25 protein-coding genes are annotated in these 25,415 nt (G+C 59.3%); 14 read left to right on the forward strand and 11 right to left on the reverse strand.

Going from position 1 to position 25,415, the window contains the following annotated elements:
• Window positions 1-33: 33 nt before the first annotated feature.
• Together earP and NR126_RS10410 are read left to right on the forward strand one after the other, a co-directional pair.
• Window positions 34-1,167 (forward strand): elongation factor P maturation arginine rhamnosyltransferase EarP, encoded by a 1,134-nt coding sequence (gene earP, locus NR126_RS10405; protein WP_256830164.1) that lies wholly within the window; start codon window positions 34-36, stop codon window positions 1,165-1,167.
• Window positions 1,168-1,215: 48 nt separating this feature from the next.
• Window positions 1,216-1,785, forward strand: a complete 570-nt coding sequence (locus tag NR126_RS10410; RefSeq protein WP_002554550.1) for an elongation factor P — start codon at window positions 1,216-1,218, stop codon at window positions 1,783-1,785.
• A 69-nt stretch (window positions 1,786-1,854) separates the two neighbouring features.
• On the opposite strand, the gene NR126_RS10415 is transcribed toward NR126_RS10410, so the two are convergent.
• The 3 genes from NR126_RS10415 to NR126_RS10425 form a co-directional block, all read right to left on the reverse strand.
• On the reverse strand, window positions 1,855-2,274 hold the full coding sequence (locus NR126_RS10415) for an organic hydroperoxide resistance protein (protein WP_027620156.1): 420 nt from the start codon (window positions 2,272-2,274) through the stop codon (window positions 1,855-1,857).
• Window positions 2,275-2,480: 206 nt separating this feature from the next.
• Entirely contained in the window at window positions 2,481-2,942 is a 462-nt protein-coding gene (locus tag NR126_RS10420) for a MarR family winged helix-turn-helix transcriptional regulator (protein WP_027620157.1), read from the reverse strand.
• A gap of 69 nt (window positions 2,943-3,011) precedes the next feature.
• Entirely contained in the window at window positions 3,012-3,968 is a 957-nt protein-coding gene (locus NR126_RS10425) for a LysR family transcriptional regulator (protein ID WP_027620158.1), read from the reverse strand.
• A gap of 107 nt (window positions 3,969-4,075) precedes the next feature.
• Between NR126_RS10425 and NR126_RS10430 the strand changes: the two genes are divergently transcribed.
• Window positions 4,076-4,825 carry a sulfite exporter TauE/SafE family protein gene (locus NR126_RS10430; protein ID WP_027620159.1) on the forward strand — a complete coding sequence of 250 codons (750 nt, stop codon included), beginning with the start codon at window positions 4,076-4,078 and terminating at the stop codon, window positions 4,823-4,825.
• Here NR126_RS10430 and NR126_RS10435 read toward each other — a convergent pair.
• The gene (locus tag NR126_RS10435; RefSeq protein ID WP_256830167.1) at window positions 4,815-5,669 is read right to left on the reverse strand and encodes a LysR substrate-binding domain-containing protein; all 855 of its coding nucleotides are present in this window, start codon (window positions 5,667-5,669) and stop codon (window positions 4,815-4,817) included. The genes NR126_RS10430 and NR126_RS10435 overlap by 11 nt on opposite strands.
• Before the next feature lie 96 nt (window positions 5,670-5,765).
• Between NR126_RS10435 and NR126_RS10440 the strand changes: the two genes are divergently transcribed.
• From NR126_RS10440 to NR126_RS10450, 3 genes are all read left to right on the forward strand, one after another.
• A complete protein-coding gene (locus tag NR126_RS10440; protein WP_027620161.1) occupies window positions 5,766-5,993 on the forward strand; it encodes a DUF1127 domain-containing protein in 228 nt (75 codons plus the stop codon).
• Window positions 5,994-6,149: 156 nt separating this feature from the next.
• Window positions 6,150-6,368, forward strand: a complete 219-nt coding sequence (locus NR126_RS10445) for a DUF1127 domain-containing protein (RefSeq protein ID WP_256830169.1) — start codon at window positions 6,150-6,152, stop codon at window positions 6,366-6,368.
• 66 nt (window positions 6,369-6,434) lie between these two features.
• Window positions 6,435-7,652 (forward strand): winged helix-turn-helix domain-containing protein, encoded by a 1,218-nt coding sequence (locus NR126_RS10450; protein WP_256830171.1) that lies wholly within the window; start codon window positions 6,435-6,437, stop codon window positions 7,650-7,652.
• Window positions 7,653-7,658: 6 nt separating this feature from the next.
• Here NR126_RS10450 and NR126_RS10455 read toward each other — a convergent pair whose 3' ends face one another.
• Window positions 7,659-9,005, reverse strand: coding sequence for a class II 3-deoxy-7-phosphoheptulonate synthase (locus NR126_RS10455; RefSeq protein WP_105753770.1), 1,347 nt, complete (start codon window positions 9,003-9,005; stop codon window positions 7,659-7,661).
• A gap of 133 nt (window positions 9,006-9,138) precedes the next feature.
• Between NR126_RS10455 and NR126_RS10460 the strand changes: the two genes are divergently transcribed.
• The gene (locus NR126_RS10460; RefSeq protein ID WP_027620165.1) at window positions 9,139-9,894 is read left to right on the forward strand and encodes a spermidine synthase; all 756 of its coding nucleotides are present in this window, start codon (window positions 9,139-9,141) and stop codon (window positions 9,892-9,894) included.
• On the opposite strand, the gene NR126_RS10465 is transcribed toward NR126_RS10460, so the two are convergent.
• Window positions 9,891-10,682 carry a crotonase/enoyl-CoA hydratase family protein gene (locus NR126_RS10465; RefSeq protein WP_027620166.1) on the reverse strand — a complete coding sequence of 264 codons (792 nt, stop codon included), beginning with the start codon at window positions 10,680-10,682 and terminating at the stop codon, window positions 9,891-9,893. The genes NR126_RS10460 and NR126_RS10465 overlap by 4 nt on opposite strands.
• Before the next feature lie 422 nt (window positions 10,683-11,104).
• Here NR126_RS10465 and NR126_RS10470 point away from each other — a divergent pair, with 422 nt between their 5' ends.
• A complete protein-coding gene (locus NR126_RS10470) occupies window positions 11,105-12,778 on the forward strand; it encodes a DEAD/DEAH box helicase (protein WP_027620167.1) in 1,674 nt (557 codons plus the stop codon).
• Between the two features lie 84 nt (window positions 12,779-12,862).
• Here NR126_RS10470 and NR126_RS10475 read toward each other — a convergent pair whose 3' ends face one another.
• Window positions 12,863-13,630 (reverse strand): class III extradiol ring-cleavage dioxygenase, encoded by a 768-nt coding sequence (locus tag NR126_RS10475; protein WP_256830173.1) that lies wholly within the window; start codon window positions 13,628-13,630, stop codon window positions 12,863-12,865.
• A 103-nt stretch (window positions 13,631-13,733) separates the two neighbouring features.
• On the opposite strand from NR126_RS10475, the gene NR126_RS10480 reads away from it, so the two are divergent.
• Window positions 13,734-14,393, forward strand: a complete 660-nt coding sequence (locus NR126_RS10480) for a thiopurine S-methyltransferase (RefSeq protein ID WP_256830174.1) — start codon at window positions 13,734-13,736, stop codon at window positions 14,391-14,393.
• A 55-nt stretch (window positions 14,394-14,448) separates the two neighbouring features.
• Here NR126_RS10480 and htpX read toward each other — a convergent pair whose 3' ends face one another.
• Both htpX and NR126_RS10490 read right to left on the reverse strand, forming a co-directional pair.
• Window positions 14,449-15,336 carry a protease HtpX gene (gene htpX, locus NR126_RS10485; protein WP_027620170.1) on the reverse strand — a complete coding sequence of 296 codons (888 nt, stop codon included), beginning with the start codon at window positions 15,334-15,336 and terminating at the stop codon, window positions 14,449-14,451.
• 306 nt (window positions 15,337-15,642) lie between these two features.
• Window positions 15,643-16,854 (reverse strand): pyridoxal phosphate-dependent aminotransferase, encoded by a 1,212-nt coding sequence (locus NR126_RS10490; protein ID WP_027620171.1) that lies wholly within the window; start codon window positions 16,852-16,854, stop codon window positions 15,643-15,645.
• Window positions 16,855-17,078: 224 nt separating this feature from the next.
• On the opposite strand from NR126_RS10490, the gene msrB reads away from it, so the two are divergent.
• The 3 genes from msrB to NR126_RS10505 all read left to right on the forward strand — a co-directional run bounded on the left by msrB (window position 17,079) and on the right by NR126_RS10505 (window position 18,545).
• On the forward strand, window positions 17,079-17,474 hold the full coding sequence (gene msrB, locus NR126_RS10495; RefSeq protein WP_027620172.1) for a peptide-methionine (R)-S-oxide reductase MsrB: 396 nt from the start codon (window positions 17,079-17,081) through the stop codon (window positions 17,472-17,474).
• A 127-nt stretch (window positions 17,475-17,601) separates the two neighbouring features.
• Window positions 17,602-18,087, forward strand: coding sequence for a glutathione peroxidase (locus NR126_RS10500; RefSeq protein ID WP_027620173.1), 486 nt, complete (start codon window positions 17,602-17,604; stop codon window positions 18,085-18,087).
• Window positions 18,084-18,545 carry a MarR family winged helix-turn-helix transcriptional regulator gene (locus tag NR126_RS10505; RefSeq protein WP_027620174.1) on the forward strand — a complete coding sequence of 154 codons (462 nt, stop codon included), beginning with the start codon at window positions 18,084-18,086 and terminating at the stop codon, window positions 18,543-18,545. Before NR126_RS10500 ends, NR126_RS10505 begins: the two co-directional genes overlap by 4 nt.
• On the opposite strand, the gene NR126_RS10510 is transcribed toward NR126_RS10505, so the two are convergent.
• Complete coding sequence (locus tag NR126_RS10510) at window positions 18,529-20,850, reverse strand: response regulator (protein ID WP_081786401.1); 2,322 nt, start codon at window positions 20,848-20,850, stop codon at window positions 18,529-18,531. The genes NR126_RS10505 and NR126_RS10510 overlap by 17 nt on opposite strands.
• Before the next feature lie 130 nt (window positions 20,851-20,980).
• On the opposite strand from NR126_RS10510, the gene NR126_RS10515 reads away from it, so the two are divergent.
• Both NR126_RS10515 and NR126_RS10520 read left to right on the forward strand, forming a co-directional pair.
• Window positions 20,981-21,871 (forward strand): ATP-binding protein, encoded by an 891-nt coding sequence (locus NR126_RS10515; protein WP_027620176.1) that lies wholly within the window; start codon window positions 20,981-20,983, stop codon window positions 21,869-21,871.
• Window positions 21,868-22,350 carry a GAF domain-containing protein gene (locus NR126_RS10520; protein WP_027620177.1) on the forward strand — a complete coding sequence of 161 codons (483 nt, stop codon included), beginning with the start codon at window positions 21,868-21,870 and terminating at the stop codon, window positions 22,348-22,350. The genes NR126_RS10515 and NR126_RS10520 overlap by 4 nt, the downstream gene beginning before the upstream one ends.
• Here NR126_RS10520 and NR126_RS10525 read toward each other — a convergent pair whose 3' ends face one another.
• Window positions 22,351-25,299: an HD domain-containing phosphohydrolase gene (locus NR126_RS10525; protein ID WP_256830176.1), complete on the reverse strand. Its 2,949-nt coding sequence runs from the start codon at window positions 25,297-25,299 to the stop codon at window positions 22,351-22,353.
• Window positions 25,300-25,415: the final 116 nt, after the last annotated feature.

A 25,415-nucleotide genomic window follows, 5' to 3' on the forward strand; every position in this document is an offset into this window, starting at 1 on the left:
GGACAATCGAGGTCTTTGCCCACGGAGCCCGGAATGAAAGTCCACTGGGATATTTTTTGCACCGTCGTCGATAACTACGGCGACATCGGCGTGACTTGGCGCCTCGCCCGGCAACTGGTGGCTGAGCAGTCCTGCGTGGTGCGCTTGTGGGTCGATGATTTGCGTGCGTTCGAGCGCATGTGTCCGGAACTCGACATTACCCGGGATCAGCAATGGCAACAGGGTGTCGAGGTGCGTCACTGGTCGAGCGACTGGCAGCCAACGCCCGCCGCTGATGTGGTGATTGCAGCGTTTGCCTGCCAATTGCCGAGCGCCTATATGGACGCGATGGCTGCCCGAGAGCGGACCCCGCTGTGGATGAACCTCGATTATCTCAGCGCAGAGGACTGGGTCGTTGGCTGCCACGGCCTGCCCTCGGTCAAATTCAAGCAGGTACAGAAGTACTTTTTCTTCCCCGGTTTCCAGGTGGGAACCGGTGGCTTGCTGCGTGAACGCGAGCTGTTGGCCAGCCGCACGCGTTTTCAAGCCAGTGCCCATGCGCAACGTGAGTTCCTGTGGGAGCTTGGGGTGCAGCGTGTCGAGGGCGCCCGATTGATGTCGCTGTTCGCCTACGAAAATGCCGGGCTGGCCGATTGGCTGGACGTCATGGCCAGCGATGCCCGGCCGACGCAACTGTTGGTACCCGAGGGCCGAATTCTGGGTGACGTCGCACGCTGGCTCGGGGTTGAAGGGTTGACGGTGGGGGCGATCGAGCAACGGGGTGCCCTGACGGTGCAGGTGCTGCCATTTGTCAGTCAGGATCAATATGACCGGCTGCTCTGGTCCTGCGATTTCAACGCGGTGCGCGGTGAGGACTCATTCGTACGGGCGCAATGGGCCGCTCGTCCGATGTTGTGGCACATTTATCAACAGGAAGATGACGCCCATCTGGAAAAGCTCGAGGCCTTTCTGGCGCTCTATTGCAGATCCTTGTCGCCTGCTGCCCGGGTTGCGCTAGAGGGGTTGTGGCGTGCCTGGAACACCGGCGCGGGTGTGGCCGCTGCGTGGATTCTAGCCCTGGAACACTGGCCCGAACTGCAAAAGCACGCTGATGATTGGTGTCTGGAACAGGCCTCGCAGCCTGATCTCGCCTCAGCGCTGGTACAGTTTTACCTAAATTGGATATGATACGCGGCCTAGATTTTAGTAAATCCCATCCAAATTCGGATATTCGCAATGAAAACTGGTAAAGAACTGAAACCCGGTACGGTGATCCGTCTCGAAAACGACCCTTGGCTGGTTCAGAAAGCTGAATTCACCAAGTCCGGTCGTAACAGCGCGATCATGAAGACCAAGCTGAAAAACCTGCTGACCGGTTACAAGACCGAGATCGTTTACAGCGCTGACGACAAACTGGACGACGTGATCCTCGACCGCAAAGAAGCGACCCTGTCCTTCATCAGCGGCGACACCTACACGTTCATGGACACCACTGACTACACCATGTACGAGCTGAACGCTGAAGACATCGAAAGCGTTCTGCCATTCGTGGAAGAAGGCATGACCGACGTTTGCGAAGCCGTGTTCTTCGAAGACCGTCTGGTTTCCGTAGAGCTGCCGACCACCATCGTGCGTCAGGTTGACTACACCGAAGGTTCCGCTCGCGGCGACACTTCCGGCAAGGTGATGAAGCCTGCCAAACTGAAGAACGGTACCGAGCTGTCGGTTGCTGACTTCATCGAAATCGGCGACATGATCGAGATCGATACCCGCGAAGGCGGTTCTTACAAAGGCCGTGCTAAATAAGCACCGTTCTTGTAGGCAAGAAAAAGCCCGACCATTGAGTCGGGCTTTTTTGTGCGCGTTTGCCAGGGATCACACGCTGACGTGCAGGCGCACATCGACATTGCCGCGGGTGGCATTCGAATAAGGGCAGACCTGATGCGCAGCATCAACCAGGCTTTGCGCGTCCGTTTGCTCAAGGCCGGGCAGGCTGACGTGCAGGTCGATATCCAGGCCGAAGCCGCCGGGGATCTGGCCGATGCCAACGTGGGCAGTGATCGAGGCGTCGTCGGGGATTTTGCGCTTGGTCTGGCTGGCAACGAATTTCAATGCGCCGATGAAGCAGGCCGAGTAACCGGCGGCGAACAGTTGCTCTGGGTTGGTTGCAGCACCACCGGCACCGCCGAGTTCTTTGGGGGTTGCCAGTTTGACATCGAGAATTCCGTCGCTGGAGACGGCGCGGCCATCACGGCCACCGGTAGCGGTTGCGACTGCGGTGTAGAGGGTTTGCATGACGGGAGCCTCATTCTGAATGGGTGTTTGCGCTAAAGGTTTGCGCGCTAAGTAAGTGCGAGATAAATGTATCGCGCTAATGTTTTGCGCTCAAGATAAATGCTCGAATTTGTTTCGCCGTTCGTCTGTCGAAATCAGCGCGAGCGCGAGGTGACTGTCTGGAAGTGGCGTGGGATCAAGCGTACGGATCGCGTGTCAGGAAGGAATTACAGGCTGTGTTGCAAATGGCTGCGCAGGTTTTGCAGATCCTCTTGCAGTTTGCGCATTTGTTCCAGCGCCAGACCGCTGGCGCCCAGGATGCAGGGCGGCACGTCGCGGGCTTGTTGTTTGAGGGCCTGGCCGCGTTCGGTCAGTTTGACGATCACCACCCGTTCGTCCTCGCGGCTGCGGGTGCGGCTCAACAGGCCTTCGCTTTCCAGACGCTTGAGCAGCGGCGTCAGGGAGCCGGGATCAGTCAGCAAACGGGCACTTATTTCGCCTACCGTCAGCCCGTCCTCTTCCCACAACACCATCATCGCCAGATATTGCGGATAGGTCAGTCCCAAGGCCTGCAGCAGAGGTTTATAGACCTTGGTCATCATCAGGGAGGTGGAGTGCAGGGCAAAGCACAGTTGATTGTCCAACAACAGATTGTCGCAAGGGTCCGGGGTATCGCTCTGGCGGGTCATGTTTAAACCTTGAACGGTGGTCGTGATGAATCTAGTGGGCGAGTGTTTAACGCGCCAGGGATTATTCAGTTACAGGCGGTTGAAGTCGCGCTGCAGTGCCAGATCCCAAGGTGGCACCGGGCTGAAACGGCTCTTGAGGTACTCCAGGAGCAAGCGGCTGCGCGAACTGGCCTGTTGCTCCAGGCGCAAGGCATAGATCCCGGAGTTCTCGGGTTTTGGCAGACCATTGTCGCAGAACAATGGCAGTAATTCGCCACGCAGCAGGTATTCACTGCATAGCCAAGTGGGCAGGTGAGCAATGCCCAAGCCCGAGAGTGCACCGTAGAGGAACGCTTCGGCATTGTTGGCGCTCAAGCGGATGCGTTGCGGCCGATGCAGTTGCATTTGCCCGTCCTGCTCGAAACGCCAGGCGAACGGCGGGGCCAGGCCATCCCAGTCCAGGCCGTCGTGGTTAACCAACTCGCTCGGTTGTTGCGGTGTACCACGACGCTTCAGGTACTCCGGGCTGGCGCAGGCAATTCGCACCATGTTGGCCAAAGGCGTCGCCACCATGCGCGTGTCCGCCAATTGACCTGCGCGCAGGACCAGATCGACTTTGCCCAGGTGCGAGCCGTGCATGTCCACGAAGCTGTCGATCAGGTGCAGTTGCACATCCAGCCCCGGGTAGAGCAGGAGAAAGTCGGCGATCACCGGCGCCAGGTGCCTGCGGCCGAAGGCTGCGGGGGCGTCGACCCGAATCAGTCCTTCAGGCGCGCTGCTCAGGGAGGCGACCTCGGCCCGCGCCAGGCGCAACTCGCCGACAATGCGTCGGGCTCGCTCGGCAAACGCCAATCCCGCTGGAGTAGGACGCACAGCATGAGTGGTGCGCACGAACAATTGGCTGTCGAGCGCCTGTTCCAGACTATCGATACGCCTGGCGACGGCGGAGGGTGTCAGCGGATGGCGTCGGGACGCAGCGGAAAAACTGCCGGTTTCCACGACATCAAGGAATAAACCTAATTGATCGGTGAGCGTTGTGGGGTTCATGGAGGATTGCTTGTGCGAATTTGGCATAGCCATTGTGCGTTGCTGTGCGTTTCCCCGCTAGCCCCGACTGCGTAGGATGCACCCATTGACGTGAGGGAATTTGACCTGTGATTGAGTTGACGATGTACCTGCTGCTCGGTGCAGCCTTGGGGACCGTAGGTGGTTTGTTTGGAATCGGCGGTGGCTTGATCGCCATTCCCGCTCTGGGCGTGTTATTTGGCCTGGATCAGCAGCTTGCCCAGGGCACAGCTCTGGTCATGGTGGTGCCGAACGTGATGCTGGCGTTATGGCGTTATCACCAACGTAATCGCATCGAGTTGCGCCACGCGCTGCCGTTGGCCTCCATGGGGTTCTGCTTTGCCTGGCTCGGTTCGATCTGGGCGGTGGGGGTCGACGCTCAGGTGATGCGCATCGGGTTCGTGGTGTTTCTGGTGGCCTTGTCGGTCTACAACCTGATGCGCATGTTCATGACTGCGGCGGCACCGACTGCGCAGATGCGCTATTCGTGGCCCTGGCTCGGGGTGCTGGGCGCGGCGTCCGGCGTCATGGGTGGCTTGTTCGGGGTGGGCGGCGCTGTGGTCGCAACGCCGGTATTGACCAGCTTGTTTGGCACCACCCAGGTGGTGGCCCAGGGCCTGTCGTTGGCACTGGCTTTACCCAGCACCGGTGTGACCCTGGCGACCTACGCCCTGCACCAGCAAGTCGACTGGCACATCGCGTTGCCCATGGCGGTGGGCGGTCTGCTCAGTATCAGTTGGGGCGTGAAGATTGCCCACGCCCTGCCGGAGCGGCTACTACGCGGTTTGTTCTGCGGTTTTCTGGTGCTCTGCGCGGTGATGCTCGCCTTTAAAGTTTGAAGCCTTCGACGATGTGCTCCGCCAGGCATTCGGTAATCGGCGACGGATTATGCAGATTGCGCAGCAGCATGATGCTCGCCTCGGGCAGTTGGGGCAGGCCTTCGGCCTCGCTGAGGATGCGCATGTCCTGCGGGATCAGGCTTTCCAATTGAGCGGTCACCGCCAGCCCGGCGCTGACCACTGCCATCAGCGCCGACAGGCTCGAACTGTTGTAGGCGATGCGGTATTCACGTCCGGCGGCATCCAGCGCATTACAGGCCCAAAGACGGCAGAAGCAGTCACTGTTGAACATCGCCAGCGGCAAGGGTGATTGCTCGACAGGGTTGTAGCACTGGGCCTGGGCCCAGACAAAACGCTCCTTGCGCAACAGCTGGCCGATTTCGTTGCCGGGTTCGCGGGTCACGATGGACAGGTCGAGGTCCTGGCGCAAGAGAAGTTGCTTGGACGACTCGCAATGCACCTCGATCTGCACCAGCGGGTAGGACTGGGCAAAGCGCGAGAGAATTCCGGGCAGAAAGCGCATCACATAGTCATCCGGCGTGCCAATGCGTACGGTGCCCACCATGTGCGGCTCGCGTAGGGTATTGAACACCTCGCTGTGCAATTTCAGGATACGCCGCGCATAACCCAGCAGCACCTCACCCTCTGCGGTCAGCTTGACCTGACGCCCGTCGCGCTGAAACAGCTGGCGTTGCAGCACATCTTCTTCCAGGCGTTTCATCTGCATGCTGACGGCCGATTGCGTGCGATTGACCATTTCGCCTGCGCGAGTGAAGCCACCCTGGTCGGCAATCGCGACGAAAGTGCGCAGAACGTCGGTCTCGATGCTGGGGAATTGGCTCACTCATCAATCTCCGAGATGTGTTGCATTAGAAACATTCGTTGGATTGATCTTAAACCCGGAGCGAAACTTGAGCCATCCACAACGGAGGGCAAGACGATGAAAGGTCAAAAAGCGTACCAGCAGATTGATTCAGTTTCCCACCCTGGTTTCTCAGCGCACCTGATGCTGGAAAAACTCGGGCGTTGGTATCAACTCCACCGCGAGCGCATGTTGCTCGCCAGCCTGAGTGATGAGGCGTTGAAGGACATTGGCTTGAGCCGGGCGGATGTCGAGCAGGAGTCTGAGCGACATTTCTGGGAAGACCCCATGGGGTTAGGTAAATAGCGCTTGTTGAAATCTTCGGTCACGGCTTCAGCGCATATAGCCGAAGGCTCTGCGTTGAGGCTTGTGCCGTTGAGGACATCGGCGGTCACGGTTCTTTGCTGGGCCGGCATCGTCACCTGGACAAGACTGCGCCCTCATTTTTCGAGGAGTAGTGTCATGGAACGACAAAGAACACCCGTTCGAGCTGGAGCCCGTACCGCCGGTCAACGCCTGCGCAGCGCTGTGGCGCAAGTGAACCGCTGGCGGCAGTTGAGTCAGAACCGCGCCGAGTTGGCGCGCTTGAGTAATGAGCAACTGCGCGACATTGGCCTGAATCGGCTGGATGTGCTTAGGGAGACCTCCCGGCCGTTTTGGGATGACCCCCTCAAACGCTGACCCATCTGCTTGGCCTCGGTCTCGCTTGCCACTAAGGTAAGGGAGTCCCCCCCAAAAAGTCGCGCAATGACTACTTCCCTCGCTTTCTCTCTGAAACAGGCCAGGCGACTGGCGCTCAATGCCCAGGGCTTTTCCGGGCGCCAGCCAGCAGCGCAGGTCAAGTCGACACAGGTCAACCGACTGATCGAACGCCTGGGGGTGTTGCAGATCGACTCGGTCAATGCCCTGGTGCGTTCGCACTATTTGCCGCTGTTTTCCCGCCTCGGCAACTATGCTCCCGAACTACTCGACCTGGCGGCCTGGAGTCAGGGGCGCAAGCGCACCCTCTTCGAGTATTGGGGGCACGAGGCTTCGCTGCTTCCGTTGTCGATGTACCCGCTGATGCGCTGGCGTATGCAGCGTGCGGCGCAGGGTCAGGGGATCTATCAGCAGCTCGCACGTTTTGGGCGTGAGCAACAGGACACCATTCGCCGGGTCTTGGCGTCGGTGGAAGAATTGGGCGCGTTGGGCGCGGGTAGCCTGTCGACGCGTCAGGAGCGGGCCGGACCCTGGTGGGACTGGAGCGCTGAAAAACACGCTTTGGAATGGTTGTTTGCCGCCGGCGAAGTCACAGTGGCGGGGCGCCGTGGTTTCGAGCGGTTGTACGACCTGCCGGAGCGAGTGATTCCCGTATCTATTCTTCAGCAGCCTGTCCTGGGCGAGTCCGAGGCGCAGCGCACGCTGGTGCTGCACGCTGCGGCTGCGTTAGGTGTCGGCACTGAAAAGGATTTGCGCGATTATTTCCGGCTCGGCGTCCTGGAGTGTCGCCAGGCCTTGGCCGGACTTGTGGAGGAAGGTTTGTTGCAACGTTGCGAAGTGCAGGGTTGGAAGCAACCAGGCTACTGCCTGATGGAAGTGACTGTGCCACGCAAGGTCAACGCCAGTGCCTTGCTTTCGCCTTTTGACTCATTGATTTGGGAGCGAAGCCGCACCGAGCGCCTGTTCGATTTTCACTATCGCCTGGAAATCTACACGCCGCCGGGCAAGCGCCAGTACGGCTATTACGTCTTGCCGTTTTTGCACCACGAACGCATAGCGGCGCGGGTCGATTTGCGGGCCGAGCGCGCGTCGAATCGCCTGGCTGTGCATGCGGTGCATGAAGAAACCCGAGGGCTGGATGAGGAGGGTATGCAGGCATTGGCTCTGAATCTGCGGCGTCTGGCCGATTGGCTGGGGTTGTCCAGCATTCAGCTCAATTGCCCCCGCGCCAGTGCGGCGCGGTTGCGGGTGGCGTTGGCGGGCTGATGCAGGTTAGCGGCGAACCTGTTTCAGGGTCTCTGCGATCAGGAACGCCAGCTCCAGTGACTGGTCGGCATTCATCCGTGGATCGCAATGGGTGTGATAGCGATCCGACAAGCCATCTTCAGTAATCGGGCGAGCGCCGCCGATGCATTCGGTGACGTTCTGTCCGGTCATTTCGATATGGATCCCGCCGGCGTAGGTCCCTTCGGCCTGGTGGACCTGGAAGAATTGCTTCACCTCGCCGAGGATCTGTGCAAAGTCGCGGGTCTTGTAGCCGCTGCTGGCCTTGATGGTATTGCCGTGCATCGGGTCGGAACTCCAGAGCACTTTCTTGCCCTCGCGCTCGACGGCGCGAATCAGCTGCGGCAAGTGATCGCCGACCTTATTGGCGCCCATGCGGGCGATCAGGTTCAGGCGACCGGGGTCGTTGTCCGGGTTGAGCACGTCGATCAAACGAATTAAGTCATCGGTATTCATGGTGGGCCCGACCTTGACCCCGATCGGATTGTTCACTCCGCGCAGGAATTCGACATGGGCGCCATCGAGCTGGCGGGTGCGATCGCCGATCCACAGCATGTGGGCCGAACAGTCGTAGTAGTCATTGGTCAGGCTGTCGCGACGGACAAAGGCTTGCTCGTAATTCAGCAGCAAGGCTTCGTGGGCCGTGAAGAAGCTGGTCTCGCGCAGTTGCGGCGAGGAGTCCATACCGCAGGCGCGCATGAAGGCCAGGGTTTCATCGATTCGATCGGCCAGGTGGCTGTATTTTTCTGCCAGCGCCGAGTTGGCGATGAAGTCCAGGTTCCATTTATGGACTTGGTGCAAGTCGGCAAAGCCGCCCTGGGCGAAGGCCCGCAGCAGGTTCAGGGTAGCAGTCGACTGATGGTAGGACTGCAACAGCCGCTCAGGATCCGGTACCCGGCTTTTTTCGTCGAAGCCGATGCCATTGACGATATCGCCACGGTAGGCCGGCAGGGTTACGCCGTCGATGGTTTCGTCGTTGGCCGAACGGGGTTTGGCGAACTGCCCGGCCATGCGGCCGACTTTGACCACCGGACAACCTGCGGCGAAGGTCATGACGATCGCCATTTGCAGCAGCACCTTAAACGTATCGCGAATCTTCGCCGCCGAGAACTCGGCGAAGCTTTCCGCGCAATCGCCGCCCTGCAACAGAAACGCCCGGCCTTGGGTGACCTCGGCAAACTGACGGCGTAACTCCCGGGCTTCCCCGGCAAACACCAGGGGAGGATAGCTGGCCAGGCTCTGCTCGACAGCCTGCAAATGCGCCGCGTCAGGGTAGTGGGGTTGTTGCTGGATCGGCAGTGCGCGCCAGCTTTCAGGGCTCCAGGGTTGGCTCATCACGGTCTCTAGTGTTTACGCTCGGGGCCCTCATGTTATCAGCAAATTAGTGCGTGACCTGCTCCCGACCCTTGGCGGACAATTGCGCTTTTGCCGCAACCGCGGAACAGCCGGGCAACGACCAGGAGAGGAAATGACTGAGGAGCGCGTCGAGCATCTGCTCGCCGAAGTGCACGATGAGTTCGGCATGATTCGCGTGCTGGAAGTGGCGGATTATCGCTTCCTCGAATTTGGTGATGCGATCGAGCAAAGCTGTGTATTCACCGCTGATCCGAGTTGGCTCGAGTACGACTACACCCGCGCCATGTTGATCGGCGCGTTATGCCATGAACAGCCGGAAAGCGCGCTGTTCCTCGGTCTGGGGGCTGGGACGCTGACCCAGGCGTGCCTGAAGTTCCTGGCGCTGGAAGACGTCGAGGCGATCGAGTTGCGCCCCGATGTGCCACGCCTGGCCATCGAGTATCTGGGGCTGGACGATGATCCGCGGTTGTACATCCGTATCGGCGATGCGCTGGAATTGCTGGAAACGGCGGAACCAGCCGACCTGATTTTCGTCGACCTGTACACCGATGTCGGGCCGGGTGTAGGGCATCTGGCCTGGAGTTTCCTGGAAAACTGCCAGAAGCGCCTTAACCCCGGTGGCTGGCTGGTCATCAACCAGTGGGCGACCGATGACGGCAAGCCATTGGGCGCGGCCTTGTTGCGCGGGCTCTATCACCGACATTATTGGGAGTTACCGGTAAAGGAGGGCAACGTCATCCTGCTGGTGCCTGCCGATCTCGATCAAGGGTTGGATATCGCGGGGCTCAGCGCCCGCGCCGACGCCCTGGCGCCACGCCTGGGTTATTCATTGCAGCCACTGATCAAGGCGATTCGTCCGGCGACCTAATAGCCCTTGAATACTCCACTGCGTTTCTCGATCAGCGAGCGCAGGCCTTCTTTGGCGTCCTCACTGTTGAGCAGTTTTTTTGCCAATAGCGGCAAAGCCAGGGCGGCTGCAGCCTCGCCTTCGAGGTGGGCCTGGCGCGCCGACTGCAAGGTTGCCTGAACGCCCAAGGGCGCCTGGCGGGCGATGCGTTCGGCCAGCTCAAGGGCGCGCGGCAGCAAGTCCTCACTGGCCATCACTTCCTGCACCAGGCCCATGTGCAAGGCATCGTGGGCATCGAACTCGTCCCCGGTCAGCAGCCAGCGCATGGCATTGCCCCACCCGGACAGCCGATGCAGGCGCAGCGTCGCGCCACCAAAAGGAAAAATCCCGCGCTGGACTTCCAACTGGGCAAAGCGGGTGTTGCTGGCGCACAGGTTAATATCGGCGGCGAGCATCAATTCGATGCCGATGGTCAGGCAGTACCCTTGAGCCGCGACAATCACTGGTTTGCTGACTCGTGGGCCGGCGAACACCCCCCATGGGTCGCAACCGCCAGCTGGTACCTGCCAGCCCTGGGCCAGGGATGCGCTGGCGCTGGCCAGGTCGAGTCCGGCAGTAAAGTGATCGCCGTGGGCAAACACCACCGCGACGCGGGCCTCGCTGTCCGCTTCGAATTCGCCATAGGCCAGGCTCAGGGCGTTGAGCAGTTCGATATCGAAGGCGTTGCGCTTGGCCACGCGGTCGAGTCCGATCAGCCAGACATGACCGCGCCGTTCCCGGCTGACACGACTGCAATCCGGTTGATTCATGCTGGCAATCCTCGGGCGGGTAGGGGCGTCTCGGAGCGACGGCACCAGTCTGCAGGGTGAACCGTTTAAGCTTGATGACCAGCAGGACCGGGCCTTTGAAAAATAGACCCTTGTACGATTATCCGCAAAGCCTGGGACACTCCTGCGTTAGCTGGCGTTTTCATATAAATAAAGCTCCCTTTTTTAACGAATTCCGGTATAGTACGCGCCGGCCTTTAGCCGGGCCGCGTTTAGGTAGCGCAATTCCCCGAAGTCAGCTTCGGCTGCACGTCCGCCAGCGGACTCTTCCTTGACGATTCTTTTTCATTCATTCGTTTTCGCAAATCCCCGCCGACAAAGCTGCCAGGGCGACTCTTGAGTCTCAACACGGCATGCGCAGCTTTGGAGCATGGGTCTTTGCGGATGCACTTAGAGGCAGACCCATGACCCAGGAAATCGGCGGCTTCGCCGCTCTTGAACTTCACCCTAGTATTGTCGCTGCAGTAGTCGCTACCGGCTATGAAGAGCCTTCGGCCATTCAGCAGCAGTCGATCCCGATCATCCTCGCCGGTCACGATATGATTGGTCAGGCGCAAACCGGTACCGGTAAAACCGCTGCCTTTGCCCTGCCTATCCTGCACCGCATTGATCCGTCCAAGCGCGAGCCGCAAGCTCTGATCCTGGCCCCAACTCGTGAGTTGGCGCTACAAGTTGCAACCGCTTTCGAAACCTACGCCAAGCAAATGCCGGGCGTAACCGTTGTGGCTGTCTACGGCGGCGCGCCGATGGGCCCACAACTGAAAGCAATCCGTAATGGCGCACAGATTGTTGTCGCCACTCCGGGCCGTCTGTGCGACCACCTGCGTCGCGACGAAAAAGTACTGGCGACCGTGAACCACCTGGTTCTCGACGAAGCCGACGAAATGCTCAAACTGGGCTTCATGGACGACCTGGAAGTCATCTTCAAGGCAATGCCGGAAAGCCGTCAGACCGTACTGTTCTCGGCCACCTTGCCACAGTCGATCCGTGCCATCGCCGAGCGCCACCTGCGCGATCCGAAGCACGTGAAGATCCAGAGCAAGACCCAGACCGTGACCGCGATCGAACAGGCTCACCTGTTGGTTCACGCTGACCAGAAGACCTCGGCTGTATTGAGCCTGCTGGAAGTGGAAGATTTCGACGCACTGATCATGTTCGTGCGGACCAAGCAAGCGACCCTGGACCTGGCCAGTGCCCTGGAAGCCAAAGGCTACAAAGCCGCTGCGCTGAACGGTGACATCGCCCAGAACCAGCGTGAACGCGTGATCGACTCCCTCAAGGATGGCCGTCTGGACATCGTTGTTGCGACCGACGTTGCTGCTCGTGGCCTGGACGTTCCGCGCATCACTCACGTGTTCAACGTTGACATGCCGTACGATCCTGAGTCCTACGTTCACCGTATCGGCCGTACCGGCCGTGCCGGTCGCGAAGGTCGTGCGCTGCTGCTGGTGACTCCGCGTGAGCGCCGCATGCTGCAAGTGATCGAGCGTGTAACCGGGCAAAAGGTTGCTGAAGTTCGCCTGCCTGACGCACAAGCAGTCCTGGACGCGCGCATCAAGAAGCTGACCAACAGCCTGTCGCCGCTGGTGGCCGACGCCGAATCGACTCACGGTGATCTGCTTGATCGCCTGACCGCCGACATCGGTTGCAGCCCGCGTGCCCTGGCCGCAGCCCTGCTGCGCAAGGCAACCAACGGTCAAGCGCTGAACCTGGCCGCGATCGAGAAAGAGCGTCCACTGGTGCCGAACAACGCCCCGCGTGGCGATCGTCCAGAGCGTTCCGGTGATCGTCCGGACCGTGGTGATCGTGAGCGTCGTGCGCCGATCCCGCTGGCCGAAGGTCGTGCTCGTTGCCGTACCGCGCTGGGCGCGCGTGACGGTATCGCCGCCAAGAACCTGCTGGGCGCCATCCTCAACGAAGGCGGCCTGGCCCGCGAAGCTATCGGTCGTATCCAGGTACGTGACAGCTTCTCCCTGGTGGAGCTGCCGGAAGATGGTCTGGAAAAACTCCTGACCAAGCTGAAGGACACTCGCGTTGCTGGTAAGCAGTTGAAACTGCGTCGCTATCGCGAAGATTGATCTGCTCTCGGGCTGATTGATCGAAGATAAAAAAATCCCCGACTGGTTCGGGGATTTTTTTTGCCGTTAGCAAAGCCCAATCAATTAACCGAAGCGATAAATGTCCATGCCCAGGGCGCCAAGAGTGAACCCTTGATGGGCAATGCTGAAATCACCGCCTGCGCCACGGGCAAAGTACAACGGCAGCAGGTGTTCATCGCTGGGGTGGCTGCGTACTGCATGCGGTGCTTGCCGGCGATAGTCATGCAACGCGGCCTCATCGTTGGCCGCCAGCTTGTCGACCATCCAATCACGAAATGCCAAGGCCCAAGGCTCCACGCTCTCGGGGCCGGCATGCCAGTCCAGTTCGCGCAGATTGTGGGTAATGCTGCCGGAGCCGATCAGTAGCACGCCCTGTTCCCGCAAGCTGGATAGCGCGTGGCCGATGCGCGTCTGCAACTCGGGGCCAGCCTGGCTCGGCAACGAAACTTGCACCACCGGAATGTCGGCGTGCGGATACATCAGCGACAACGGCACCCAGACGCCGTGATCGAACGGCCTGCGGTCATCCAGTGTCGCTGGCAGGCCGTCTGCAGCCAGCAGCTCGGCCACCTCGGCTGCCAGTTGTGGCGCGCCCGGCGCAGGATATTGCACGGCAAACAGGGCGGCGGGAAATCCACCAAAGTCATGCCAGGTTTCCGGGTTCTGGCCACTGCTGACCCGCAGATCGCGGCTTTCCCAGTGGGCGGAGATGATCACGATGGCTTTGGGCGTTGGTAGTTCATTGGCCAGGCGGGCCAGGGCCGGCCCGCTGGCGCCGGGCTCTAGCGCCAGCATGGGGGAGCCGTGTGAGATAAACAGGCTGGGGAACATGGATAGGGTCCTGAGCGTTAAGATGGAACCATCTTCAGTCAGATCATTGATCTAAATCTAATATAAGTTTTAGGGCATATTGATCGAATTTTCAGGGTGATGCATGCAGCCGGAATTTTGGCAAAAGCGTTGGGCCGACAATCAGATCGGCTTCCATCAAGCGCAGATCAATCCATATTTGCAGCGGTACTGGTCGCAGTTGAATCTTGCCGATGACGCGCAGGTGCTGGTGCCCTTGTGCGGCAAGAGCCTGGATATGCTGTGGCTGGCAGGGCAGGGCCATCAAGTATTGGGGGTAGAGTTGTCGCGCAAGGCGGCAGAGGATTTTTTTGCCGGGCATGAGCTGACGCCGAACGTGACTCAGCGTGGCGCTTTCACGGTATTTGAGGCCGGAAATATCCGTCTATGGTGTGGCGATTTTTTCGCTCTGGAGGCAACTGATTTGGTCGAGTGTGCGGGGCTCTATGACCGGGCGGCGCTGATCGCCCTGCCACCGGCCATGCGTGAACGGTATGCCGCGCATCTGCTGAAGATTCTTCCTTCAGGTGCTCGGGGCCTGTTGATCACCCTTGAGTATCCGCAGGTGCAAATTGAGGGGCCGCCCTTTGCGGTGCTCGAAGGAGAAGCTGAGGTCTTGCTGGGTGGGCGCTGGCGCCTGCAAACCCTGGAGCTAGCCGATATCCTCGGCGAGAGCCCGAAGTTCCTCAAGGCTGGCGTCGCTGGCTTGCAGGAGCGGGTTTATCTTCTCGACTCCAACGGCTGAGTCGTATGGGCACAAAAAGGGCGACCGAGGTCGCCCTTTTACTATTTCGCCTGGATCAGCCGCGACGACGCAGTGCGTCGATACGCTCTTCCAGCGGCGGGTGGCTCATGAACATGCGAGCGAAGCCTTGCTTGAGACCGCCATTGATGCCGAAGGCATTCAGGGTGTCCGGCATGTGCACCGGCAAGCCTTGTTCCGAACGCAGCCGCTGCAGGGCACCGATCATAGCGCTGGTACCGGCCAGGCGGGCACCGGCTTCGTCGGCACGGAACTCGCGCTTGCGCGAGAACCACATGACGATTGCGCTGGCGAGGAAGCCCAACACCAGTTCAGCGAAGATGGTCGCGATGTAGTAGGCAATGCCCTGGCCTTCTTCATTCTTGAAGATCACCTTGTCGACAAAGTTGCCGATGATCCGTGCAAAGAACATCACGAAGGTGTTCACCACCCCCTGGACCAATGCCAGGGTGACCATGTCGCCATTGGCCACGTGGCCGATTTCGTGTGCCAGTACGGCCTTCACTTCATCCGGCGAGAAGCGCTCCAGCAAACCTTGGCTGACCGCCACCAGGGCGTCGTTCTTGTTCCAGCCGGTGGCGAAGGCGTTGGCCTCGTAAGCCGGGAAAATACCGACTTCGGGCATCTTGATCCCGGCTTCGCGGGACAGTTGCTCAACAGTTTGCAGCAGCCATTGCTCGTGGCGAGTACGCGGCTGGCTGATGATTTGCGTGCTGGTGCTCATTTTCGCCATCCACTTGGAGATGAACAGCGAGAACAGCGAACCGGCGAAACCAAAGACTGCACAGAAAATCAGCAGCTGATTGAGGTTGAGATCAACCCCGTTGGCCGCCATGAACCCGTTGAAGCCGAAAAGGCTCAGGGTGATGCTGGCAATCAGCACGACCGCCAGGTTAGTGGCCAAAAACAGCAGGATGCGCATCATGGTTGTAGAAATCTCCTCATGCTAAAGATGTAGCTTACTGCGGGGTATATAAGGTGATGCACCGGGCTATTCAACCGGGTGACTATTTCAAACTGTGTCCTACAGCCAAATTCTAGATGCTTGCAGGATATTTCACGCATGGCTTGCGGTGAAATTCGACGCGCATTTTCGTACGTGGGGCCCCGCGAGCAAGTGCAAACGGCCAATCGCATCAGGACGTAAGCGCAGCGGGCGGGTGAGGCAGGAGGATATGTTGCTGAATCAGTCATCGGGGAGTCAGTCATGCACTCCCTGACGACGGCGTGATTACTGGCGATAGGACTTCAGGAAGTTGCCGATGCGTCCGATCGCCATATCCAGATCGTCCACTCGCGGCAAGGTCACTACGCGGAAGTGGTCTGGCCATGGCCAGTTGAACGCGGTGCCCTGGACCACCAACAGCTTTTCCGAGAGCAGTAGATCGAGGACGAATTTTTCATCGTTGTGGATCGGGCAGATTTTCGGGTCGATCCGCGGGAAGGCGTAGAGCGCGCCCATGGGTTTGACGCAACTGACTCCCGGAATGTCGTTGAGCAATTCCCAGGTGCGATTGCGCTGTTCCAGCAGGCGGCCCTGGGGCAAGACCAGGTCGTTGATGCTCTGGTAGCCACCCAACGCCGTCTGGATCGCATGCTGGCTCGGCACGTTGGCGCACAGGCGCATATTGGCCAGCATATCGATGCCTTCGATGTAGCTCTGGGCGTGGTGCTTGGGACCGGAAATGGCAATCCAGCCAGAGCGGAAGCCTGCCACTCGGTAGGACTTGGACAGGCCATTGAAGGTCAGGCAGAGCAGGTCTGGCGCCAGCGAGGCGGTGCAGATGTGCACGGCGTCGTCGTAGAGGATCTTGTCGTAGATCTCATCGGAGAACACCACCAGGTTGTGCTGACGCGCCAGTTCCAGCATGCCCAGCAAGACTTCCCGCGAGTAGACCGCGCCGGTCGGGTTGTTCGGATTGATGATCACCAGCGCCTTGGTGTTCGGAGTGATCTTGGCCTTGATGTCGGCCAGGTCCGGGAACCAGTCGGCGCCTTCGTCGCACAGGTAGTGCACGGCGTTACCGCCGGCCAGGCTCACCGCGGCGGTCCACAGGGGATAGTCAGGGGCCGGCACCAGCACTTCGTCACCGTTGTTCAGCAGGGCCTGCAGCGACATCACGATCAGTTCGGAAACGCCGTTACCCAGGTAGATGTCTTCGATGCCGACACCTTCGACCTGCTTCTGCTGGTAGTACTGCATGACGGCCTTGCGCGCGCTGAACAGGCCTTTGGAGTCGCTGTAACCCTGGGCAGTCGGCAAGTTGCGGATGACGTCCTGAAGGATTTCATCGGGTGCTTCGAAACCAAAAGGTGCCGGGTTGCCGATATTCAGCTTGAGGATGCGATGGCCTTCCTCTTCCAGGCGTTTGGCGTGCTTGAGCACCGGGCCGCGAATGTCATAACAGACGTTGGCGAGCTTGTTCGATTTGCTGACCTGCATGGCGATGTGTTCCCGAAAATGAACGATCCAGACGTTGTGTGCACTACCGTACTGGGAGTCCTGCGCTCTCACGTGGACCCGGCGCCTCGCAACACCGCAGCAAAATCCGTTTGAATGCGTGTAGCGTGGCTGCCAGACTGGCGTTTGACGAGGCGCAATCATACGTGCCGCCTGATCCGTGGAAAAGGTACAGATCGGGCTTTTTAAATTGCCGAGGCAGGACTATGGAAAAGTTGGAAAAAACCCTGGAGGAATGGCGTGCGATGCTCGACCCCGAGCAGTACAACGTGTGTCGCCTCAAAGGCACCGAGCGACCATTCTCGGGCAAGTACAACGGGACCAAAACAGCGGGTGTTTATCACTGCATCTGCTGTAACGAGCCGTTGTTTGACTCTGAGACGAAATTCGATTCAGGTTGCGGCTGGCCGAGCTTCTACGCGCCCATTGGCGAGAGTGCCATGGTCGAAATCCGAGATATCAGCCACGGAATGATCCGCACCGAAGTGGTTTGTGCCAAGTGTGATGCGCATCTGGGACACGTGTTTCCCGATGGTCCGCCACCGACCGGTTTGCGCTATTGCATCAACTCCGTGTGCCTGGATCTGGTACCGCGCGACTGACAGGGCAGTGGCTGGTCATCGAAGGGGTGGCCGGCCGTGCGCACAATTTCACGGGTAATTAAATTGCGCACAATCAAATTGCTCGCTATGTTTACATCTTCCTTTTTACTGCGCGGAGCCTGCCCCCATGGCCGATAACCTGTTGAGCATTCCTTGTACCACCATCAAGGGCGAGCAGAAGACCTTGGCGGATTTCGCCGGCAAGGCGCTACTGGTGGTCAACACCGCCAGCAAATGCGGGTTCACGCCGCAGTACAAGGGGCTCGAAGAGCTGTGGCAGACCTACAAGGATCAAGGATTGGTCGTACTGGGTTTTCCGTGCAATCAGTTTGGTAAACAGGAGCCGGGTAACGAGGGGGCGATCTCGGAGTTCTGCGAGTTGAATTTCGGCGTGAGTTTCCCGCTGTTCAAAAAAATCGAGGTCAACGGCAGCGACGCCCATCCCTTGTTCGTCCAGTTGAAAAAGCGCGCACCTGGCGTGCTGGGATCTCAGGGCATCAAATGGAATTTCACCAAATTCCTGATTGGTCAGGACGGCACGTTGGTCAAACGGTTCGCCCCGGCCACCAAGCCGCAGGACCTGACCCGCGAGATTGAAGCCCTGCTCAAATGAATGATCAGCCAAGCGATTCGCTGGCGCTCGACAGCCAGCTGTGTTTCAAGCTCTACGCGGCGTCCAGGGCAGTGATTCGGGGTTATAAACCGATGCTCGACCAGTTGCGCCTGACCTACCCGCAGTACCTGGTGATGCTGGTGTTGTGGGAGTGGCAGGCGCAAATGCCGGAGCAGCCGACGGTGAAGGCCCTGGGTGAGCGATTGGCTCTGGATTCCGGGACGCTGACGCCCTTGCTCAAACGTCTGGAGCAGATGCAGTTGGTCCAGCGTCAACGTTCACCGCGAGATGAACGCGAAGTGCATTTGAGTCTTGCACCAGCCGGTCAATCACTGCGTGATCAGGTGGCGCCGCTCAAGGCGCGATTGTTGTGCGACAGCGGCGTCGACTTGCAGCAATTGAATCAGTTGCGGGTGGGGCTTGATCAGTTGCTGGGGCAGATCAAGGCACTTTCCTGAGGGGCACCCACAGGTCAAGCATGGCGGCCAGTTCCTCGCGGCGAAAGGGCTTGGCCAGGTAGTCATTCATGCCCGCTGCCCGGCAGCGCTCACGCTCTTCGGGCATGGCATTGGCGGTCAGGGCAACAATAGGAAGATCCGGCCAGCGTCCGCTGCGGCGGATGTGTCGGCTGGCTTCATAACCATCCATCACCGGCATGTTGCAGTCCATCAGAACCAGGTCAAAACGGTTCAGTTCCAGTTGGTCGAGCGCCTCGGCTCCGTGCGACACCACCATCACGTCCGCCCCCAATTTGCCCAGCATACCCTTGGCGACCAATTGGTTGACCGGGTTGTCTTCGACCAGCAGGACTCTTCCCCGTTGTTGTACGGCGTTGATCAGTTGCAGCGTTTGCGGATCCTCGTCCTGCCCGGCGTTCAGTGCGTGGCGCAATCTCTGGTACAGCGCATTGCGTGCCAACGGCCGAGCCTGTTGTTGCAGAGGGGCAAGGGCGATGCTCTCTTCGTTGGGCATGAAGTTGCCGTAGGCCGTCACCAGCAGGATGGGGGCGGCAATTGTCGGTCGCAGGCCAAACAGGCATTCAGCGCAATCGGTGATCAGTACGTCAGTTTCGAGACCGCTCAATGGAGCGTCGAGAGGGTATTGCTGGTAATCCAGACCCCAGCCGGGCAACAGGCTGTCGAGCAGTTCGGCGAGGCCGCTGTTGGCCGAGGTGATTGCGATGACCTTGCCTCGCAGTGGCGCTGGTGCGAGTGCCGGAACATGGGTGGGCAGGGGCAGGTCGGCGCGGAACTGGCTGCCGAACCCGGACTCCGAACTGATGCTCAGGCGCCCTTGCATGGCGTTGCACAGATTGAAGGTCAACGCCAGGCCCAGTCCGGTTCCACCAAACTGCCGTGTGATACCGGCGCCGGCCTGGGTAAACGGCTGGAAAATCCTGATCTGGGCCTCTTGCGGGATGCCGATTCCGGTATCGCACACCTCAATTCTGATGCCCTCTGCAAGCTGACTCAGGCGTACGTCCACTCGACCGAAACGGGTAAATTTGAGGGCGTTGGACAACAGGTTGCTGACAATCTGCCGTACCCGGGTTGGATCGCCGATTACCTGGAACGGAAAGCTCGGGTCGATCAGGCAGGTCAATTCAACATTGGGTGCAGCGTTTTGCGAGAGCAGATTGGCGGTGTCCTCCACCAATGAGCCGAGGTCGAAGGGAATACGTTCGAGTTCCAGTTGGCCGGCATCGAATTTCGAAAGATCGAGAATGTCGTTGAGCAACTCGACCAGCACTTTTCCCGAATCATGGGCAATCGAAAGTTGCTGGCGTTGCTCCGCGTTCAACGGGCTGTCGAGCGACAGGGCAATCATGCCCAGCAGGCCATTGAGCGGCGTGCGGATTTCATGGCTCATGTTGGCCAGGAAAACCGAGCGCGCCTGGGCCATATCCAGTGCTGTCTGCCGCGCGATTTCCAGCTCTTCGTTGGAGTCCGTCAGCCGGCGATTGATGGCTTTCAATTCGGCGGTACGCGAGGAAACGATGTTTTCCAACTGTCCCAGGTAGTCGGTCAGACGATTCTCGGCTGCGCGCCGTTGCTGGATTTCGGTGGTCATGTTGGCGAACTGCTGATTGGCGACTTTGACCAGCACGCCAATTTCATCATTCTGATGCCGCTTGGGGCATTCGAGTGGCGGTTGCTCGGCGATACGCGGATCGCGCCCACTCAATTCGCGAATGACGCGCACCAGTGGCTTGGTGAGCATGACATAGAACAACGCCAGGAGAATGCCGCTCAATATCAGGCTGCGGGCAAATCCGTTGAACAACGTGACTTCAGCCCGGCGAAGGAATCGGCTGCCGAATGCGTAGGTGTCTACTTCAAGTTGCAGCGTCCCGAGGGATTCGTCCGGCAAGTGCTCGAGGAACAATCGTTCCTGGAACAGGCGGTTGGCACCGAACAGGTAGTCGCTGACCAAGCGGTAAGAACTCTGCGTGGGCGCGCGTTTTACGTTGGCCAATACCGTACGGTTATTGTCGGTCAGTTGTGCGCCGATCACCGCAGGCGAGCGCAGCAGTCCCAGCGTCAGTTCCTGGGCGAGTTCGGCATCGATGTTGTAGGCAATGCGTGACGCGGGGCTGTGACTGATTTCCAGCAGCGAGAGTATTTCCCGGTTGATGGACGCGTCTTCGCTGGCATAATCGATGCCTATTTGTACCAGGCTAAGCACCATACCCAGAACGAAACCGACCAGCACGGTGAATTTGGCTTGCTTGTAAGAGAGCCGGTTGGTGAATTTGATATCCATCGGGTGCTGAACCACTTCCGTTTCCGTTCTGGGCCAAGCATAGCTGATCATGAATGTGCATCGGGAGTTCCTGGACTGTCTGAACACCGCCGCCCCCCAACATTATCGTGAACGTGCCTGAGGAGAAGTCGTGGACTCTCGATTGAATGCCTTTCTAGAACGCGCCGATGCGGTACTGGCTCGCATCGAGCCACTGTTGCCCATGCAGCGCAGCGCCATCGACTGGACGCAGTGCCTGGCCGCCCGCTGGCAGCGCGAAGGCCGCGGCGGGTTTCTGTTGCCGCTCGAGGTGAGTCTGGACATGCGTTTGTCCGACTTGATCGGTGTCGACAAGCAATTGGAGCAACTGGGGCGCAATACTCGGCAATTTCTCGATGGCATGCCCGCCAACCATGCGCTGCTCTGGGGCTCCAGGGGGACGGGCAAGTCGTCGCTGGTGCGGGCCTTGTTGGCCGAACACGCCGGTAGCGGTCTGCGCCTGATCGAGATCGAGCGCGATCACTTGGCGGATCTGCCCCGTGTGGTCGAGCAAATCGCCAAGCTGCCGCAACGCTTTGTATTGTTCTGCGACGACCTGTCCTTTGAGTCGGGCGAGGGTGATTACCGGGTGCTTAAAAGTGTGCTCGACGGCTCGCTCGAGCAGGCGCCGGACAACGTGCTGCTATACGCCACTTCCAACCGTCGCCATCTGGTGCCGGAGAAAGAAAGCGATAACGAAAACTGGAAAATGGTCGACGGCGAGCTTCACCCGAATGAGGCGGTGGAAGACAAGATCGCGCTGTCCGATCGATTTGGCCTGTGGTTGTCGTTCTACCCCTTTACCCAGGAACACTTTCTCGACGTTGTGGAGCATTGGATCGGGCAGTTGGCCGCGAAGGCCGGACTGGCCTGGCAACGTGATGAAGAACTGGAGATCCTCGCGGTGCGCTGGGCGACTGGACGGGGCAATCGTAACGGGCGTTGCGCCTATCAGTTCGCCCGCTATTGGGTCGGGCTTAAATTGTTGGAGCACAAGGCATGATCGATTTGCAGAACAGCGGCGCAGGCCTTGACGGATATCGTCTGCTTTGCGCGCAGTTGGAGTCGCTGCTGGCCGATGAGCGCGATTTCATCGCCAATGCCGCGCAGTTCTCGGCGTTTTTATTCAACCAGGTCGAGGACCTGAACTGGGCCGGTTTCTACCTCAACCGCAATGAAGAGTTGGTGCTTGGGCCATTCCAGGGACAAATCGCCTGCGTGCGGATTCCTTTCGGGCGGGGTGTCTGTGGTGCGGCGGCGGCGACCCTCAGCACTCAGCGCGTAGAGGACGTGCATGCGTTTCCTGGGCATATCGCCTGCGACAGCGCCTCGAACAGTGAGTTGGTGGTGCCGTTGGTCAAGGATGGCAAGCTCGTCGGCGTGCTGGATCTGGACAGTCCGTTGTTGGCGCGATTTACCCTCGACGACCAGGCCGGTATCGAGCAATTGGCGGCGATTTTCCTGCGCCTGACTGACTGCTGATCAAGCGCCCAGGCCCGCCTTGGCCAGCAGTGCCTGCGGGTCTACGGCATCAATTTGTTGCGGTTGAAGAAATCGGTCGGCGTATTGCTGGTAGATTTTCTCGTTGACGAACAACGCGAACAGCTCCGGATCGATGTGCGCATCACGACACATGAAGGCCATGATGCCCAGCGCTTCGCTCAGGGTCTTGGCCTTCTTGTAGGGGCGGTCCGCGGCCGTCAGCGCTTCGAAAATATCTGCGATGGCCATCATTCGTGCAGGCAGGCTCATCTCTTCGCGTCTGAGTTGGCGCGGATAGCCGGTTCCGTCCATTTTTTCATGGTGGCCACCGGCAATCTCCATGACATTGCTCAGGTGCCCGGGAAACGGCAAATGGCTGAGCATCAGGATCGTCTGCACCATGTGGTGATTGATAATGTAGCGCTCCTCGCGGGTCAACGTGCCTCGGGTAATGCTCAGGTTGTACAGTTCACCCCGGTTGTATTTGTACGGTGGAACGTCGAGTTTGAAACCCCAGGGGTTATCCGTTGGAATGAGTTCGGCAGCGTCGCGCTCGTATAAGTGCTCGGGTTTATCCGCCAACAGGGACTCGACGACGGGTAGCACGGGGGCGTGGCTACGAGCCTGGCGACGGTTTTCTTCCCAGGACACACCCAGGCGATCATCCAGGGTCCGACTCCAGGTCCGTTGGGCAATGTCGTGCAAGCGCTGTAGATCGGCATCGGCCATCGCTTCGCCACCCAGGTTGCTGCGGGCGACGAAGGCAAAGTCGTCATCCAGGGCGGCGAGGGTGGCATCACGTACCTCAGCCAGCTGCTGCGGGCTTTCGCCTTGGGCGACACCCTGCCAGTAGGCTATCCACGCATCGCGCTTGACCACCTCGAAGCGCGTGCGGATTTCATGTATTCGGTCATTGAGCGTTTCAAGCTTGGTTGCCTTGTCGACCACATATTCGGGCGTTGTGACTTTTCCGCAGTCATGCAGCCAGGCGGCGATGTGCAACTCCTCCCACTGGTCCTCCGTCGGATCGTAGCCGATGAATTCCGGTGCCTGGCTGGCGGCGGCAGCGTGGGCGAGCATCAGCGTCAGCGCCGGGACCCGTTGGCAGTGGCCGCCGGTGTAGGGGCTCTTGGCGTCTATCGCACCGGCCATCAACTTGATGAAAGAATCCAGCAAGAGTTTTTGACGAGCCTGCAGGCGCTGGCTTTCAATACTTACGGCGGCCGCTCCGGATACTGCGCGGATGAATGCGATGCGGTCCGGCCGCAGTTTCTCCAGATCGGCTTGAGCGCCGCTGTCGGGCAGCAGCAAAACCAGTGTGCCGACGGTTTCGTTATGCTGGTTGTGCAATCGAATACCGATCAGATGCACGCTGGGGGTTTGCATCGACAGCAATACGCTTTGCAAATCACCGGCCTGTTCGAAGCCCAGCGTTTTGACCACGGAGTCCTCGTCCATTAGCTTTTGCAGCCAAGTAGGCGCGTCGGCGCTCTCCGGTTCGTGGCTACGAATGTTCAACGCCTGGAGTGTCTGTGATTCGCCATCGATCACCAGGCCGTGGGGTATCAGGCGGGTGCCGTCGCTTTCACGCAGATAGATCAATCCCGCCTGTGCCTGTGCAATCTTGACGGTTTCGAAGAGTACGCGTTGCAGCAGCGGCTCGAAGCGGGTCTCGGCGGACAAGCTGTCGGTTATTTCGAAGAAGCTTGCCAGCGTGTCCTTCATGCGGGCCATCGAGACGCTCAGTTGGTCGACCTCCAATACGGGGGAGCGGCGAGCCATCGGATAATTGAAGTCGAAACTGCGAATGGCATCTGCTTCCCTGACCAGTGCGCGCAAGGGTTTGACCAGAATTCGCGAGGTCAGCCAGCCCAGCGGCACACACAGCAGCAATGTCGCCAACGTAATCAGCGCACCCTGCCAGCGCACCCGGAAGGCGTCGGCCAGTAGCTCATCCTCGGGCACCATCACCGCCAACTGTAATCCACGCGGACCTCCCTCTTGCATACTGCTGCGGGCAAAAATCCACGGGCGTTGATTGATGTCCAGGCGATTGCCTTGCGCGTTGTTGTTCAATAACGCGCCCAACGCCGGGCTCAAGTCACTGGCCTTGGCCAGATGGCTACTCTGGCCTTCGATGATCAGTTTGTTGCTATCGGGATAGGCGATGGCATTGGTGTCGCCGTCGAACAATGCGACTTCGGTGCTGGGTGTGACTTTGTGCCTGGCCAGAGTCGCCGACAACTGGGCCAGGGTCAGGTCCGCGCCCAATACGGCATTGGCGCCGATTCGACGAGCGAGAGTCGTGCCGATGTTGTGGGTCGAGAAGAAAATATAGGGTTCGGTGGTGATTTGCTCATCACGGGCACCGGCACTCTTGAACCAGCTACGAGTGCGTGGGTCGTAGGTTTCCTGCGGATTTTCCACGCTTGCCAGCAACTTCAGAGTCGGATCGTAGAACAGTGATCGGGAGTGGCTGATCCCGGTCAAACTGTCGCGGTCAATACTCCAGACCTGGTAGGCCGCTCCGTCAGGCGCTCCCAACGCGCTTTTCAGCGAGTCGCTGCGCAATGGGCGGACCATGAAGAAATCACCATCGGCGTAGCCGACGTAGAGAGAGGCGAGTTCGTGGTTGTCGATAAGTGCCTGGCTGAAAGACGTGAGCAATTCCAGTCGATGTTGGAGATCCGGACCTTGAACCGCCGGATTGTGCACCAGCAGATTGAGCAGATGACGAATGGGTTGATAGGTAGCCTGCAGATCGTCGCGCACGTCCTGCTCTATGCGCGCAAAAAGCTCCTCGCTGCTGGATAGAATGATTTGTGTGGTTTGCCGGTAATTAAAAATGCCCAGGACAATGCCCGTGAACAGCAGCAGGAGCGTGAACATCACGCTGATATGAACATGCAGCGGAAAGCGGCGTGTTTCCTGGAGCAGTGAGTTGGGCATTGCAGGGGGCTCTCCGAAGTCAATACGCACTGCCAAGCGAGCAAGCATAGTTAAGCCGGTGGCTATTTGCCGTGAATCCTCGCGTCAGATAACGACCAGCCTGGCAAACGTACGCA

This window comes from Pseudomonas sp. Pse1 (assembly GCF_024519635.1).
Classification (GTDB): Bacteria; Pseudomonadota; Gammaproteobacteria; order Pseudomonadales; family Pseudomonadaceae; genus Aquipseudomonas.

Excerpts from the sequence above, each read along its gene's own strand:
- earP (WP_256830164.1), top strand. The coding sequence starts at position 34 with ATGAAAGTCCACTGGGATATTTTTTGCACCGTCGTCGATAACTACGGC.
- NR126_RS10410 (WP_002554550.1), top strand. The coding sequence starts at position 1,216 with ATGAAAACTGGTAAAGAACTGAAACCCGGTACGGTGATCCGTCTCGAA.
- NR126_RS10415 (WP_027620156.1), bottom strand. The coding sequence starts at position 2,274 with ATGCAAACCCTCTACACCGCAGTCGCAACCGCTACCGGTGGCCGTGAT.
- NR126_RS10420 (WP_027620157.1), bottom strand. The coding sequence starts at position 2,942 with ATGACCCGCCAGAGCGATACCCCGGACCCTTGCGACAATCTGTTGTTG.
- NR126_RS10425 (WP_027620158.1), bottom strand. The coding sequence starts at position 3,968 with ATGAACCCCACAACGCTCACCGATCAATTAGGTTTATTCCTTGATGTC.
- NR126_RS10440 (WP_027620161.1), top strand. The coding sequence starts at position 5,766 with ATGAAAGGTCAAAAAGCGTACCAGCAGATTGATTCAGTTTCCCACCCT.
- NR126_RS10445 (WP_256830169.1), top strand. The coding sequence starts at position 6,150 with ATGGAACGACAAAGAACACCCGTTCGAGCTGGAGCCCGTACCGCCGGT.
- NR126_RS10450 (WP_256830171.1), top strand. The coding sequence starts at position 6,435 with ATGACTACTTCCCTCGCTTTCTCTCTGAAACAGGCCAGGCGACTGGCG.
- NR126_RS10455 (WP_105753770.1), bottom strand. The coding sequence starts at position 9,005 with ATGAGCCAACCCTGGAGCCCTGAAAGCTGGCGCGCACTGCCGATCCAG.
- NR126_RS10460 (WP_027620165.1), top strand. The coding sequence starts at position 9,139 with ATGACTGAGGAGCGCGTCGAGCATCTGCTCGCCGAAGTGCACGATGAG.
- NR126_RS10465 (WP_027620166.1), bottom strand. The coding sequence starts at position 10,682 with ATGAATCAACCGGATTGCAGTCGTGTCAGCCGGGAACGGCGCGGTCAT.
- NR126_RS10470 (WP_027620167.1), top strand. The coding sequence starts at position 11,105 with ATGACCCAGGAAATCGGCGGCTTCGCCGCTCTTGAACTTCACCCTAGT.
- NR126_RS10475 (WP_256830173.1), bottom strand. The coding sequence starts at position 13,630 with ATGTTCCCCAGCCTGTTTATCTCACACGGCTCCCCCATGCTGGCGCTA.
- NR126_RS10480 (WP_256830174.1), top strand. The coding sequence starts at position 13,734 with ATGCAGCCGGAATTTTGGCAAAAGCGTTGGGCCGACAATCAGATCGGC.
- htpX (WP_027620170.1), bottom strand. The coding sequence starts at position 15,336 with ATGATGCGCATCCTGCTGTTTTTGGCCACTAACCTGGCGGTCGTGCTG.
- NR126_RS10490 (WP_027620171.1), bottom strand. The coding sequence starts at position 16,854 with ATGCAGGTCAGCAAATCGAACAAGCTCGCCAACGTCTGTTATGACATT.
- msrB (WP_027620172.1), top strand. The coding sequence starts at position 17,079 with ATGGAAAAGTTGGAAAAAACCCTGGAGGAATGGCGTGCGATGCTCGAC.
- NR126_RS10500 (WP_027620173.1), top strand. The coding sequence starts at position 17,602 with ATGGCCGATAACCTGTTGAGCATTCCTTGTACCACCATCAAGGGCGAG.
- NR126_RS10505 (WP_027620174.1), top strand. The coding sequence starts at position 18,084 with ATGAATGATCAGCCAAGCGATTCGCTGGCGCTCGACAGCCAGCTGTGT.
- NR126_RS10510 (WP_081786401.1), bottom strand. The coding sequence starts at position 20,850 with ATGGATATCAAATTCACCAACCGGCTCTCTTACAAGCAAGCCAAATTC.
- NR126_RS10520 (WP_027620177.1), top strand. The coding sequence starts at position 21,868 with ATGATCGATTTGCAGAACAGCGGCGCAGGCCTTGACGGATATCGTCTG.
- NR126_RS10525 (WP_256830176.1), bottom strand. The coding sequence starts at position 25,299 with ATGCCCAACTCACTGCTCCAGGAAACACGCCGCTTTCCGCTGCATGTT.